Origin of the sequence: Enterococcus rotai (genome assembly GCF_001465345.1) — a bacterium.
GTDB classification, from domain to species: domain Bacteria; phylum Bacillota; class Bacilli; order Lactobacillales; family Enterococcaceae; genus Enterococcus_L; species Enterococcus_L rotai.
Genome location: NZ_CP013655.1, coordinates 3524038 through 3538272 on the forward strand (window position 1 = coordinate 3524038; position 14235 = coordinate 3538272).

General features: G+C 37.9%; 10 protein-coding genes. 3 read left to right on the forward strand and 7 right to left on the reverse strand.

Translation table 11 applies throughout. The features are described 5' to 3' along the window. Positions 1 to 144 precede the first annotated feature (144 nt). The 6 genes from ygeW to ssnA all read right to left on the reverse strand — a co-directional run bounded on the left by ygeW (position 145) and on the right by ssnA (position 9836). Complete coding sequence (ygeW, locus tag ATZ35_RS15750; protein WP_208928074.1) at positions 145 to 1338, reverse strand: knotted carbamoyltransferase YgeW; 1194 nt, start codon at positions 1336 to 1338, stop codon at positions 145 to 147. Positions 1339 to 1455: 117 nt separating this feature from the next. Continuing rightward, the gene (locus tag ATZ35_RS15755; protein WP_208928075.1) at positions 1456 to 2772 is read right to left on the reverse strand and encodes a YgeY family selenium metabolism-linked hydrolase; all 1317 of its coding nucleotides are present in this window, start codon (positions 2770 to 2772) and stop codon (positions 1456 to 1458) included. Between the two features lie 5 nt (positions 2773 to 2777). Then, positions 2778 to 3971, reverse strand: a complete 1194-nt coding sequence (gene dpaL / locus ATZ35_RS15760; RefSeq protein WP_208928076.1) for a diaminopropionate ammonia-lyase — start codon at positions 3969 to 3971, stop codon at positions 2778 to 2780. A gap of 53 nt (positions 3972 to 4024) precedes the next feature. Then, entirely contained in the window at positions 4025 to 5407 is a 1383-nt protein-coding gene (hydA, locus tag ATZ35_RS15765) for a dihydropyrimidinase (RefSeq protein ID WP_208928077.1), read from the reverse strand. Positions 5408 to 5456: 49 nt separating this feature from the next. Next, a complete protein-coding gene (gene ygfK / locus ATZ35_RS15770; RefSeq protein WP_208928078.1) occupies positions 5457 to 8462 on the reverse strand; it encodes a putative selenate reductase subunit YgfK in 3006 nt (1001 codons plus the stop codon). Positions 8463 to 8501: 39 nt separating this feature from the next. Next, complete coding sequence (ssnA, locus tag ATZ35_RS15775) at positions 8502 to 9836, reverse strand: putative aminohydrolase SsnA (RefSeq protein ID WP_208930516.1); 1335 nt, start codon at positions 9834 to 9836, stop codon at positions 8502 to 8504. 439 nt (positions 9837 to 10275) lie between these two features. On the opposite strand from ssnA, the gene ATZ35_RS15780 reads away from it, so the two are divergent. From ATZ35_RS15780 to ATZ35_RS15790, 3 genes are all read left to right on the forward strand, one after another. Further along, the gene (locus ATZ35_RS15780; RefSeq protein ID WP_208928079.1) at positions 10276 to 10914 is read left to right on the forward strand and encodes a helix-turn-helix transcriptional regulator; all 639 of its coding nucleotides are present in this window, start codon (positions 10276 to 10278) and stop codon (positions 10912 to 10914) included. Positions 10915 to 11098: 184 nt separating this feature from the next. Further along, entirely contained in the window at positions 11099 to 12433 is a 1335-nt protein-coding gene (locus ATZ35_RS15785; protein ID WP_208928080.1) for a Mur ligase family protein, read from the forward strand. Between the two features lie 71 nt (positions 12434 to 12504). Beyond that, the gene (locus tag ATZ35_RS15790) at positions 12505 to 13200 is read left to right on the forward strand and encodes a type 1 glutamine amidotransferase (RefSeq protein ID WP_208928081.1); all 696 of its coding nucleotides are present in this window, start codon (positions 12505 to 12507) and stop codon (positions 13198 to 13200) included. 42 nt (positions 13201 to 13242) lie between these two features. Here the strand turns inward: ATZ35_RS15790 and manA are convergent, their stop codons facing one another. Then, entirely contained in the window at positions 13243 to 14217 is a 975-nt protein-coding gene (gene manA, locus ATZ35_RS15795; protein WP_208928082.1) for a mannose-6-phosphate isomerase, class I, read from the reverse strand. Positions 14218 to 14235 lie beyond the last annotated feature (18 nt).

Below are 14235 nucleotides of genomic sequence, written 5' to 3' on the forward strand. Positions count from 1 at the left end.
TTAACTGATAGTATTCATAAATGGACTTGGAAAGGTCTTAAAATCAGTTCATTTGTCTTTTTGAAAAGAGAACAAATTATTTTACTTACGACTATCATCATCAATAAAGAAAGCATCTCACTTCATGCCTAGTTCAATAAAGTGTTATTTGACTTCTCTTGGAGTTGCTTTTTTCTCAAGTTCTTTTAATGTTGCTTGTGGGCTTTTCACTTTACTTAAGAAAATCATTGCTGCAATAATATATGGTTTGTAGCTTGCTTCTTTGTACAGTTCCACACGATAACGATCAAAGACAGAAGCTTCAACTTCGCCTTCATCACAGCTCACACCAGTAATATCGGCAGGTAAGCAATGCATGTATAGTGCTTTGCCATCTTTTGTTGTTTTCATTAGTTCTTCTGTACATTCCCAATCTTTATGGTTGGTATTTTGAGCAAGTAGTTCTTTTTCTAATTTATCGATACCCGCTTGATCGCCTTCACCATATAATTGTGTCCGTTTTTCCATAGCCGCAAAGGGAGCCCAGCTCTTAGGATATACAACATCGGCATCTTTAAAAGCTTCTGCCATACTGTTTGTTTTAGTAAATGAACCGCCAGCTTCTGCTGCATTTTTCTTCGCAACTTCTTCAACTTCCGGCATGATTTCATAGCCTTCTGGATGAGCTAAAACAACATCCATACCAAGACGTGTCATCAAACCTACGATTCCTTGAGGAACAGATAATGGTTTACCATATGAAGGTGAATAAGCCCAAGTCATCGCAACTTTTTTACCTTTCAAGTTTTCAACGCCGCCGAATTCATGGATCAAATGCAAAGCATCTGCCATCGCTTGAGTTGGATGATCGATATCACATTGCAAGTTGACTAATGTTGGACGTTGTTCTAACACGCCATCTTTATGCCCTTCTTGTACAGATTCAGAAACCTCACGCATATACGTATTTCCTTTACCGATATACATATCATCACGAATCCCGATAATATCAGCCATAAATGAAATCATGTTCGCTGTTTCACGAACTGTTTCCCCGTGAGAAATTTGGCTTTTTCCTTCATCTAAATCTTGAACTTCTAGCCCTAAAAGATTACAAGCTGAAGCAAAACTAAAACGAGTTCTTGTTGAATTATCACGGAATAATGAAATACCTAAACCGCTATCGAAGATTTTTGTTGAAATATTATTTTCACGTAAATAACGTAAAGTATCAGCTACTGTAAAAACAGCTTCCAATTCATCACGGGTTTTTTCCCATGTTAAGAAAAAGTCGTTTTCATACATTTTATCAAATTCTAATTTGTCCAATTTTGCAATATAATCGTTAAAAGTTTCCATGTCATTTCTCCCTTAAAGTTTATTAATACGATCCCTACGATGCAAATGACCTTTACTCATTCGCATCGCAGTTCGTTTTTCCCTTTGATCATTCACTATAACTAGTCAAAATAATGATTAGTTATTTTCGCAATAGACAGTTGGTAATGCGGCATAAACAGCTGCACAGCGAACTAAATCATCTTTCCAAGTTTTTTCGTTTGGCGCATGTGCTTGTGCTTCAGCACCTGGTCCAAAGCCAATACAAGGAATGCCGTTACGACCCATGATGGATACTCCGTTTGTTGAGAATGTCCATTTGTCTAACAACGGACGCGCTTTACGCATGTCGATCGTTTCTTTTGATCCCTTACGTTCTTCACCGTAAAGATTTCTGTGTGTTTCCATCAGGGCTTTTGTTACGCCATGTTCTTCTGGAATGACCCAAGTTGGGAAGTAACATTCGATTGGATAGGTTAAACCAGTATATGATGAACGATCGTAGTCATACATTGAAACGACAACATCATCTCCGTATTTTTTAACTGCAGGTAAGTTGCGGATTTCTTCTAAACAACTTTCCCATGTTTCACCAGCAGTCATACGACGGTCTAATGACACTGTACAGCCATCTGCCACCGCACAACGACTTGGTGATGAATGGAAGATTTGTGAAGCTGTAACAGTTCCTTTGCCTAAGAAACGTGCTTCTTTCCATTCAGGATTGTATTTTTCATCAAGCATACGGACTAAGCCTCTGATAACAGTGCTTTCTGTGTCCCCATTATTGTTTAAGGCACGAACGTCTTGTAAAATGTCAGCCATTTTATAAATTGCATTATCGCCACGTTCTGGAGCTGATCCGTGACATGAAACACCTTTGACTTCTACTTTAATTTCCATTCGGCCGCGTTGACCACGATAAATCCCGCCATCGGTTGGTTCAGTTGACACAACGAATTCTGGACGGATGCCATCTTCTTTGATGATATATTGCCAGCATAAACCATCACAATCTTCTTCTTGAACAGTTACGGTTACTAAAGCTGTATATTTTTCGGTTAATAGTCCCAAATCTTTCATGATTTTGACACCATAAATAGCTGAAACAATTCCGCCTTCTTGGTCAGAAGTACCACGTCCGCCAATTTCTGTATCTGTTTCATACCCATCATATGGATCAAATTCCCAGTTACTCATTTCACCGATACCAACCGTATCCATATGACCGTCAAATGCGATCAATTTTTTCCCTGTTCCCATATAACCTAGTAAATTACCTTGAGGATCTACTTCGATTTTATCAAAACCTAATTTTGTCATTTCGGCTTTCGCACGATCCATTTTAGCGCCTTCTTCAGCACTTTCTCCTGGAATTTTAACTAGATCACGTAAAAACTTGATCATGTCCTCTCTGTAACCTTCTGCTGCTTTGTTAATTTCGTTGAAATCCATTTATATTACCTCCATAAGATTTTTTTATAGTTATCTGGATCTGTGTCGCCTTCTGTTGAGAACATTAAAACAGTTGAATTTTCGTCTAGTTCTAACGTATCACGTAATTCTTTATATTCAGGATCTTGCATCGCGGTTGCTACTAAGCCCATTGCGACCGCTCCTGATTCTCCAGAGATGACTTGAGGATCATCTTTTAGTGGCGCACCTAGCATTCTCATCCCTTTTTCTGAAACCCAGTCTGGTGCTGAAACAAAGACTGAAGTATGATTTTCTAAAATATCGAATGAGATCGTATTTGGTTCACCACAGGCTAAGCCTGCCATAATGGTTTGTAAATCACCTTCTAAAAAACGAATTTGGCCATCTTTTTCGATTGCTGATTTATATAAACAATCTGCTACTTGCGCTTCGACTACAATCATTTTAGGTGGATTATCGGGATAAAGATTAGCAAAATAGCCAACAACTGCTCCCGCTAAACTACCAACACCCGCTTGCACAAACACATGTGTTGGGCGCTTGTTTCCAGCTTCTTCTAATTGTTTAGATGCTTCTAACGCCATCGTGCCATATCCTTGCATGATCCAAGTTGGAATTTTTTCATAACCATCCCAAGCAGTATCTTGTACCATGACACCGTTTTCAGTTTCTTCTGCCATCTTGTTAGCCATCCGCACACATTCGTCGTAATTGACTTCTTCAATGGTCACCTTAGCGCCTTCTTTTTCAATATTTTCTTTTCGGGTTTGTGTTGAGCCTTTAGGCATCAAAACGACTGATTTCTGTCTCAATTTATTTGCTGCCCAAGCAACGCCGCGTCCATGATTTCCATCTGTCGCAGTGAAGAACGTCGCTTGCCCAAATTCTTCCCGTAGTTTATCGGATGTTAAAACATCATACGTCAAATCTGCTACGTCTTTCCCCAGTTTTTCAGCAATATAGTTTGCCATAGCGAACGAGCCGCCGAGCACTTTGAAGGCATTTAAACCGAAACGATAGGATTCATCCTTAACAAAAAAATCCTTTAATCCTAAATGTTGAGCCATCTGTTTTAATTCAGCCAATGGCGTCTGATTGTATTGAGGGAAACTACGATGAAAAGCTAAGGCTTTTTCGATTGCTTCCTTTGACATCAGTGATAAATACTGATCATCTGTTTTGGGCATTTCATTTGCCGTCCATTTTATTTTTTCCAAAAAATTTTCCCCTCCATCTATTTATTTAAATCAACACAGGTTGATTGATTCCCTTAGTTATTTTTGGAGATGTTCCGGAAAATAAATTTTCCTTGTTTTTCTGCGATCACTTGACCATTTTCAGCCACTTTTTGCCCTCTTAGATAAACGGCTTTCGCGCTGCCTTTTGTTTGCATCCCGTCATAAGGAGTGTAATCTACATTTTGCAGTTGAGTTGTAGCTGAAATAACGCCTGTGGTTTTGGGATCCCAAATGACGATATCTGCATCGCTGCCAGCTTGGATAATGCCTTTTTGTGGATATAAGGCAAACTGTTTGGCAATGTCTTCTGAAATCAGACCAACCATCCGCTCTAAACTGATTTTCCCAGTCGTTACACCATACGTATAGATCAACTCAGGACGAGTTTCGACACCCGGCATCCCGTTAGGAATTTTACTGAAATCTTCTTTGCCAATCGTCTTTTGTCCCTCAAAATTAAAACTGCAATGATCCGTTGAAATCGTATTGACTTGACCATCGATCACACCATCCCATAAAGCCTGTTGATCACCAATACTACGTAATGGTGGTGAACACACATACTTCGCTCCTTCAAAGTCAGGACCATCATATAAATGTTCATCCAATACTAAATATTGCGGACATGTTTCCACAAAGACTTTTTGATTTCGTGCTCTCGCTCGTTTTACAGCTTCTAAAGATCGTTTTGTGCTTAAATGAACAATGTTAACGGGCAAATTTGCTAAATCTGCAATCATTAAGTACCGTTCTACAGCTTCTGCTTCAACTGAATCAGGTCTTGTTAAAGGGTGATAATGAGGTGATAATTTCCCTTCCGCTACAAATTGAGCGATCATTTCATTGACCATATCACCATTTTCACAATGAATACCTAACATTCCTTGGTACTTATGAATCTCATTCATTGCTTCAAATATTTCAGCATCTGTTGTCCTTAAATTGTCATAGGCCATATACATTTTAAATGAAGTAATCCCAGCATCGATCATTGCTTTGACTTCTGCCTTGATAGCGGGATTCCACTCAATGATTGACATATGATAGGTATAATCACAAGAACTATTTCCCTTTGCCAATTGATCCCAAGCAGCTAGGCAGTCTTTTAATGAACTGCCTTTGCTTGGTGTCGCCATATCAATCACTGCAGTGGTTCCTTTAGCAACAGCTGCCTTACTTCCCGTATAAAAATTATCTGCAGTCCCCATTGAGCCTTTCCCATTGTTTAATTCTAAATGAGTATGGGCGTCGATAAATCCCGGCAGTAAAAAACATTCTGTCACGTCTTCGACTGTAGAATTTTCTGTTTTTAAATGGGTACCCATTTCAACGATTTTTTCACCGTCGATTCGTACATCTAATTGACGGCGACCCTTAGCGGAAACTACGATTCCGCCCTTTAAAAGAATAGACATTTTTTAACCTCCATTTTTCAGAAGTTGGTTTTGCGCAACTCATGTCTTTTTACATTTGCATACAGTATTCGTATTCTTCGATCATCGTATCCATCAATTCGATGATATCTGCAGGAATAGCAGCTCCTTGTGCCGTTAAATGAACCGTTGATGTATTGCCCCATAAACGAACCAGGCAAATTTTTTCTCTTGGGTCAATAACGTAAAAACCTGAATTCGTACTATTTTGAAAATCAGCTTCCGTATTGAATAGCGTAAATTTATCTTTGTATGGTGCACTTGCATAAGGACAAAACGTTTCACAGTTGCCGCATTCATTACACATGCGATCAACATGGACAATTTGTGGTTGCCCTTTGACTGTTACAACAATGTTGGCTCTATTTGGACAAACATCCATACAAGATTCGCAGATCGTTGAACATTCTAAACAATTGCTTGCTTGGCCGCACAATGCTTCATTTGTTTCTAGTAGGCCTCGTTTATTACGCACAGCTGTAAAATCATCGTTTAGATTTGTTTGTTCATAATGATCATTATGGATTTGACAAATATTTCCTGCAGCTTTCGTTGCGTCAGCAATGGCTTCCACAATGGTTGCCGGCCCTAGATTAGCATCCCCAATCACATAAACATCTTTTAAGTTTGTTTCTAACGTTGCTGGATTTGACACGACTTTCCCATATTGATCAGTTGTAATCCCAATTGATTGATAGAAGTCTGTATCAACTTTTTCACCTACAGCAGCAACAACCGTATCTGCTGGAACTTCCTTATATTCGCCCGTAGCAACAGGTTTACGACGACCAGAGCTGTCACGTTCACCTAAGCGCATCTTTTCACAAGTTAACAGCCCATTATCCAATTTAATTGGTGACAATAGCTCTAAGAATTCCACACCATCTTCTAACGCGAAGTACAATTCTTCCTCATCAGCAGGCATATTACGTTTGTCTCGACGATAAACAACAGAAACCTTCTTCACTCCAGGCAAAGTAGTCGCAGCTCTAGCACAATCCATCGCAGTATTTCCACCGCCAACCACTACGATTTGTTCACCATATGGATTAACTTGAGGATTTTCGCGATTGGCTTTTAAAAATTCTAACGAGTTTAACGTTTCACCTGCTTCTAATCTTAGCTTCCCATGTTTCCATGCACCGATTGCATAAATAACATTGGTATAGCCTTGTTCACGTAATGCTTCAATACTCGGTGCAGCTTTCCCAGTCTTAAATTCTGCTCCCATAAATTTAGCCATTTCAACATCGTTTTGAACAGATTTCATTGAAATTCTAAATTCTGGTACGATTTGACTACAAACTCCGCCGATCGTATCTGCTTTTTCAAATATAGTAACTGGCATTCCTTCACGAGCAAGTAAGAATCCAGCAGAGATTCCAGCTGGTCCACCACCTACAACCGCCGTTTTAGGCGCATTTTCCTTTCGAACTGGTTTTTCCATCGTCGCCATTAATTCGTCATAAGCATGTTCAGCCGCTTCCAGTTTTGCCTCACGAATTTTGATCGATCCTTCATAGAACTGACGGGTACATTTTGTCATACAAGGATGAGCACAAATTGTTCCCGTTATGAAAGGCAACGGATTTTTATCCACGATCACTTTCAAGGCCTCCAAATAGTTGCCTTCGCTAACGTAACGAAGATAGGCTGGAATATCTTGATCGATTGGACAACCACCGTCACTGCGACAAGGAGCTGTGTAGCAATTGGTTAATGGAACGGTTGTACGTAGCTTAGGACTTTCAGGTAATTTGATTGATTTTTTGTAGCGACCTTGTGTTTTTGCTTTTTCAACGATTGCTGTCAGTTTATCTAAATCAACACGTACTTGCGTTGGATATTCTGATTCACTTAACAGATTCGCTACTTGGTTCATGCGTTGATATCCACCTGGTTTCAATAATGTTGTAGCCATCGTAATCGGCCAAATCCCCGCATCAAAAATGTCTTTAATATTGAAAATATCTGCACCGCCAGAATAAGAAATTTGTAGTTTCCCATCGAATGCATCCGACAATTTTTTAGCTAAGGAAATACTCAATGGGAATAATGAACGTCCTGACATATACATTTCATCCCCAGGCAATTCATCTTCAGCAATCCCAACAGGAAAAGTATTCGTGATTTTCACGCCAAAGTTTAACCTTTTCTTGTTTGCTAAAGTCTGTAGTCGTTTTAGCATCGGAACCGCATCTTCAAATTGTAGATCTGCTACAAAATGATGATCATCAAAAACCATATAATCAAAACCTAGTTCATCCATTGTTTGACGTGTGTACTCATAACCAAGCATAGTTGGATTACACTTAATAAATGAATTCAACCCTTTTTCTTCTAATAAATACGTTGTGATTCGCTCGATTTCGTCTGATGGACAGCCATGGAGCGTAGAAAGTGTGATCGAACGACATACATTTGGACTGATTCCTTCGATAAATTCTTTGTCGATAGAGTTGAATTGAGGTAGGTATTTATAAGCAGCTGCTTTACATTCTTGCCAAATCGGTGTATTTTCAGCATCTTGCATATCTGTAATATATTTATCAACTTTTGGCGACTGAATACCAGCTAAGTCATACCCAACACTCATGTTGAAAATAAAACCATCTGGGTCTCCTAAACCAAGTTCTTTACTAAGTAGTTTTAAAACAAACCACCCTTTGACATATTCGTCGTAAGCTTGAGGAACACGCAATTCAGTTGACCATTCTACGTTGTAACATTCATCTGCTGCTGTAATACATGGCTTGCTTACTGGTAAATCTTCTCCATCAATGACTTGAACTGTTTTAACTTCAAAAAAACGTGAACCGGTCAAATAAGAGGCAATAATATTTTGAGATAACTGGGTATGTGGTCCTGCAGCAGGGCCACAAGGTGTCTCCATTTTTTCACCAAATAAAGGCATTGTCTTACTGGGATCAGCTTTATAAAACTTTCTTACACCAAAAATTGTTGATTCATTTTTATATTCGTTTAAGATCCAGTTCAATAACCCATCGATCGAAATCGGGTGCATGATGTCACTCATGTTTGTCACTCCTTTTTTATTTTTCTAAGCTAGTAATCACTAGCTATTGATTCTTGTCCAAAGCGATTGTGCTTGTACTTGCGCATCATGCCAGATTTTTTCTTCATCAACGCCCTGTACTTCTCTATTTTTCATACGAATTTCGCCATTGATAATCGTATCGGTAACGGCTCCACCATTCATGCCAAATAGAATATGAGCATTATAGTTGTCTTTTGTCATTGGTGTTGGTCCATTATAGTCCAATACAATCACATCTGCTGCTGCCTCTGCTTCTAAAACGCCAAGTTTTTTTTCAAAATAGCGATTTGCCATTTGTGGATTATTATTGAATAACATCTGTGGAATTTCCGCCCAAGCAGCATTCGGATCTGCTAAATGATGTTTATGAATGATATTTCCTACCTTGTATGATTCTGTAAGATCATTCGTATAACCATCCGTTCCCAGTCCCATTAAAATGCCATACTCATTAAGCATCCGCATTGCTGGCGGACAGCCTACAGCATTTCCCATATTTGATTCTGGATTTGTTACAACCATTGTATTGGTATCTCGCAATAGTTCCATTTCATGAGGATTGATATGAATACAGTGCCCCGCCATTGTTTGTTTCCCTAAAATACCCAAGTCATATAAACGATTTACGATTGGTTTTCCATATTTTGCAAGTGAATCGTATACATCAGCGATGTCTTCTGCAATATGGATATGATAGCCAACTCCTTCTGGCGTATAAGCAGCACAATGTTCTAACGATTTGTCTGATAACGTAAAGGCTGCATGCATCCCCATCATCGCTTTTTGCATATCATCACGGCGTTCACCACTTGTCTTGATAAAATCAGCATTTTCTTTAACTGCTGCTTTCATTTTCGCTTCGCCATCTCGATCGGATACTTCATAACATAAACAAGTACGAACTCCCAGTTCATCGGCGGCATTAGAAAGTTGCGTTAAACTGCCTTCAATCGCTCCATAACTCGCATGATGATCAAAAACCGTCGTTACGCCATTTTTGATGCTGTCTAGATAAGCAATTTTTGCACTATGATAAGAATCTTCTAAATTCAAGGTTCGATCGATACGCCACCATTGTCCCTCTAAAATATCCATAAAATTTTTAGGATGATAGTTATTGATACTTAATCCTCTAGCGAATGTACTATAGATATGATTGTGCATATTGATAAATCCTGGCATGATCACGCCGCCTTTGGCATCAATAAATTCAGCTTTGGGAAACTCTTTGCGTAAATCTGTTGTTGCTCCTACTGCTTTGATTTTCTGACCCTCAATCGCTACACAACCGTTCTCAAAAAATGTCCCTTCCTTGTCTCGTGTGATCAGCCGTCCATTTCCAATTAATAACATCATTGCCCTCCTATAGTTTCCTTTTATTTTTTGCCGACAATAGAAATCGCTTACATAAAGGATAGTTCAAACATTCACGAACGACTCGTTATCTGAGTAACAATTTACATATTCTGATCTCACGTTAAAAAAAGCGCTTGCAATCGTACTCATAATGAACTATTTCCCCTAACTCGATTAAATTATACCACCTTACCTAAAAAAAAACAATGCTACCTAAAAAATATTTTTTAGTGCAAAACGCCCATTGTCTTGTATTATGATTTACTGCATGATATTATTACACACGAAGCGAATTATAGATAACCATTTTTCTCTAAAAATGTCTATATATATATCTGTTATTTTCTTAAAATTGTAAAAACAAGCGAAACCAAGCCTAAAGTATCATTTAATTTACTTAAAAGATAAACTCTGTAAGATAGAAAGGAGTGACATTATGCTTTCCGATGAAAAATTAAATTTTCTGACTCAAGTTGCTAAAGCTTTGGCTGGTCAATTTGGTGAAAATTGTGAAATCGTTATTCATAAAATCAATGAAAACAATGTTAACAATACCATCGTCTCTATTGAAAATGGTCATGTTTCTTCACGTCAGCTTGGAGATGGACCTTCTCAAGTTGTTTTAGAGGCGTTAAAAAAAGATCCAGCTGATTTGATCGATCACGTCAATTATTTGACGCGAACACATGATGGTCGTATTTTAAAGTCAAGCACCGTTTATTTCAAAGATAAATCTGGTAGCTTAGATGGAATTTTTGCTATCAATTATGACATCACCGCTTTGATTGCGGCCGAATCAACGTTAAAATCACTTGTTTCAATCGATGAAAAAGAGGATGAGAAAGAACCAGATTATATTCCTCAAGATATCAATGAACTCTTAGATGATTTGATTGATGAATCAGTGAAATTAGTTGGCAAACCTGTTCCATTGATGACAAAAGATGATAAAATCAAATGCATCCAGTTTTTAAATAGCAAAGGAGCCTTTTTGGTAACAAAATCAGGCGACAAAGTAGCTGGATTTTTCAATATTTCAAAATATACATTGTATAGCTATATTGATGCGAAGTAACTAGCAGCGATTTATTAGGCAGTTGTGTTCTTTTTGAACCTAACTGCCTAATTTTTATTTTCCCCTAATAATAGTAAGAAAGAGTAAAAGCAATTAATTTTTTTTTTTAATTGTGGTATTATAGATTGAGTTTATTATTGAATTTAATTTTTGATTGTTGATATAAATTGGAGGGCACTACTTTATGGGAATTAGAAGTCATGTAGCGATAGCCGCTGGAAAAACTTCTCAATGGGTTTTACAAACTTTTTTCAAAGGCGGCAGCAGCTATCCTGGAAAACTAGCACTAAAAATCGATCCAAAAATTTTGGATACCTTAGCAAAAGATTATGAAATCGTCGTTGTTACTGGTACGAATGGAAAAACATTGACCACTGCTTTAACGGTAAATATTTTAAGACAAGAATTTGATCATGTATTGACGAATCCAACAGGTGCGAATATGGAACAAGGAATCGTTTCAACCTTCTTATCTGCCAAAAATAAAAAAGCAAAAAAGAAATTTGCCGTTTTAGAAATCGACGAGGCTAGTTTGAGTCGTGTTACAAAATATATCGAACCAAAACTATTCTTATTTACAAATATTTTTCGAGATCAAATGGACCGCTACGGTGAAATTTACACTACTTACAAATTGATTGTAGATGGTGCAGCGGCTGCTCCTAATGCTCCAATCCTATGTAACGGTGATTCACCGATCTTCAACTCAGTTGAAACGATCAATCCGAGAAAATACTATGGGTTTAATCATGAGCCAGATAAAGAGCAAATGGCTCATTACAATACAGATGGACTACTTTGCCCAAAATGTCACCATATTTTACATTATAAAATGATTACTTATGCTAATCTTGGAAAATATTATTGTCCAAACTGTGGTTTCCATCGTCCTGAACTAGATGTTCAACTTACCGAGATGGTTGCAATGGATAATACTTCCGCTGATTTTGTCATTGATGGTTCTGAATATAGCATTGCTGTTGGGGGAATGTACAATGTCTACAATGCCTTGGCTGCTACGGCTGTTGCAGAGTATTACGGTGTTGCGCCGGAAAAAATCAAAGCAGGACTAAGCTATGATGAAAAAGTATTTGGTCGCCAAGAAACCATTAATATTGATGGTAAATTATGCACGTTGATTTTAGTTAAAAACCCAGTTGGTTTAAATCAAGTGATCGACATGATGGGCCTTGCTCCTTATTCTTTCTCACTTGTCTCATTATTAAATGCGAATTATGCAGACGGTATCGATGTTAGCTGGATCTGGGACGGTGACCATGAGTCGTTTGCTCAAATGGACATTCCCGAAGTGATTGCTGGTGGTGACCGCCATACAGATATGGCTTTAAGACTAAAAGTTGCTGGAATTTCTGAAGATAATTTAAAAGAAATCCCTAATCTTGAGGATGTGATCATGGCAATCAAAGAATTGCCGACAGAACGTGTTTATATTTTAGCTACGTATACGGCAGTTTTACAGTTACGAAAACTACTAACTGCTCAAGGTTATATTAAATAGTTGTGCAGCGGTGTGAAACACTTTTGTCTTATGATCTTCTGAAAAAATAAAATACGAATGAGGTAAAAACAATGACTAAAGAATTAGTTGTATGCCATTTATATGGAAATCTACTAAATACTTATGGTGACAATGGTAATTTACTAATGTTAAAATACCTTGCTGAAAAAATGAATGTCACCTTTCGTTCTGAGATTATCAGTATTTATGAACCTTTTGACCCGAATAAATATGATTTAGTTTTCGTTGGTGGTGGTCAAGATTTTGAGCAACTGATCATTTCTGAAGATATCCAAACTAAAAAAGAAGATTTGACTGAGTATATTGAAAATGATGGCGTAATGTTAGCAATTTGTGGTGGTTTTCAATTGTTAGGTCACTATTACATGGGGGCTAAAGGTGAAAAAATCCATGGAATCGGTGCTTTGGATCACTATACGTTAAGCCAAGATAATAACCGCTACATTGGTGATATTGTCATTCATAATGAAGAATTCAATGAAACGTATTACGGCTTTGAAAATCATAATGGCCGAACTTTTCTCGGAAAAGGTGAGCGTCCTTTAGGGAATGTAATCAAGGGAAAAGGCAATAATAGTGAAGACGGTTCTGAAGGTGTGATCTACAAGAATGTTTTTGGTTCTTATTTCCACGGACCGATTCTTGCTCGTAATGAGAACCTAGGCGTTCGCTTGATCAAAACTGCCTTAGAAAAAAAATACAACGAACCCTTTGAGGTCCCACAAGAGATATTGACTGTTAAATAAAAAAAGTGTTAGGATTTTTTCCTAACACTTTTTTGTCTATTTTTAGGCATCTACACCAGGTTCTGAAGCAATAATCGTCAAGTCTCCTTCGATACGCCATTTTGCGATATCATTCGGTAAAATAAAGCTTGTTCTTTTACTTAATTCATAGCTTTCAGTTTTAACCGTCTCAACCTCTTCAATAATCAACTGACCGACACCATCAATGACTGTTGCTAATGTATACGGCGCATTTTTTTTAAGATTCAATACACCTTTAACTTGCCATTCATATACATTGAAAAAAGGTGTTTTCAAGTAGGTAATAATACTTGATTGTCCTTGGTTTTGTTGTTGGATCGATAATTGTGCCTCTTTAGCTGGAACTGTCGTAACATCCACAGATTGTTGAATATGCAGTTCTCTCGTTTGGCCTTGATCATCTTTTCTATCGTAGTCATACACCCGATACGTTGTATCACTACTTTGTTGTGTTTCTAAAATCATGATCCCTTTACCGATTGCATGGATCGTTCCACTTGGCACATAGAAAAAGTCACCTTTTTTAACTGGAACTTTTTTCAGTAAATCATCCCAACGTGCTTCTTTGATCATTGCTTCTAGTTCTTCACGGCTCTTGGCATTATGTCCATAAATGATCGTAGATCCTGGTTCAGCATCGATAATATACCAACACTCGGTTTTTCCAAGTTCGCCTTCATGAGCCAATCCATAAGTATCGTCTGGATGCACTTGCACAGATAAATCATCTTCCGCGTCCAAAATTTTGGTTAATAAAGGAAAAACATCGCCCTTGGCATGACCAAACAGTTCACGGTGATTTGCCCAAAGTTCGTCGAGTTTTTGCCCAGAAAATTCACCATTCTCCACAGTACTAACACCATGAGGATGAGCACTGATTGCCCAGTCTTCTCCGATTTTATTACTTGGTAAGTCAAAACCGAATACAGTGTGTAAACGATCTCCACCCCAAATTTTTTCTTGGAATACTGGTTTTAGAAATAAAGGTTGCTGCATAGTTTAGAGACTCCCTTC

Excerpts from the sequence above, each read along its gene's own strand:
- ygeW (WP_208928074.1), bottom strand. The coding sequence starts at position 1,338 with ATGGAAACTTTTAACGATTATATTGCAAAATTGGACAAATTAGAATTT.
- ATZ35_RS15755 (WP_208928075.1), bottom strand. The coding sequence starts at position 2,772 with ATGGATTTCAACGAAATTAACAAAGCAGCAGAAGGTTACAGAGAGGAC.
- hydA (WP_208928077.1), bottom strand. The coding sequence starts at position 5,407 with ATGTCTATTCTTTTAAAGGGCGGAATCGTAGTTTCCGCTAAGGGTCGC.
- ygfK (WP_208928078.1), bottom strand. The coding sequence starts at position 8,462 with ATGAGTGACATCATGCACCCGATTTCGATCGATGGGTTATTGAACTGG.
- ssnA (WP_208930516.1), bottom strand. The coding sequence starts at position 9,836 with ATGTTATTAATTGGAAATGGACGGCTGATCACACGAGACAAGGAAGGG.
- ATZ35_RS15780 (WP_208928079.1), top strand. The coding sequence starts at position 10,276 with ATGCTTTCCGATGAAAAATTAAATTTTCTGACTCAAGTTGCTAAAGCT.
- ATZ35_RS15785 (WP_208928080.1), top strand. The coding sequence starts at position 11,099 with ATGGGAATTAGAAGTCATGTAGCGATAGCCGCTGGAAAAACTTCTCAA.
- ATZ35_RS15790 (WP_208928081.1), top strand. The coding sequence starts at position 12,505 with ATGACTAAAGAATTAGTTGTATGCCATTTATATGGAAATCTACTAAAT.
- manA (WP_208928082.1), bottom strand. The coding sequence starts at position 14,217 with ATGCAGCAACCTTTATTTCTAAAACCAGTATTCCAAGAAAAAATTTGG.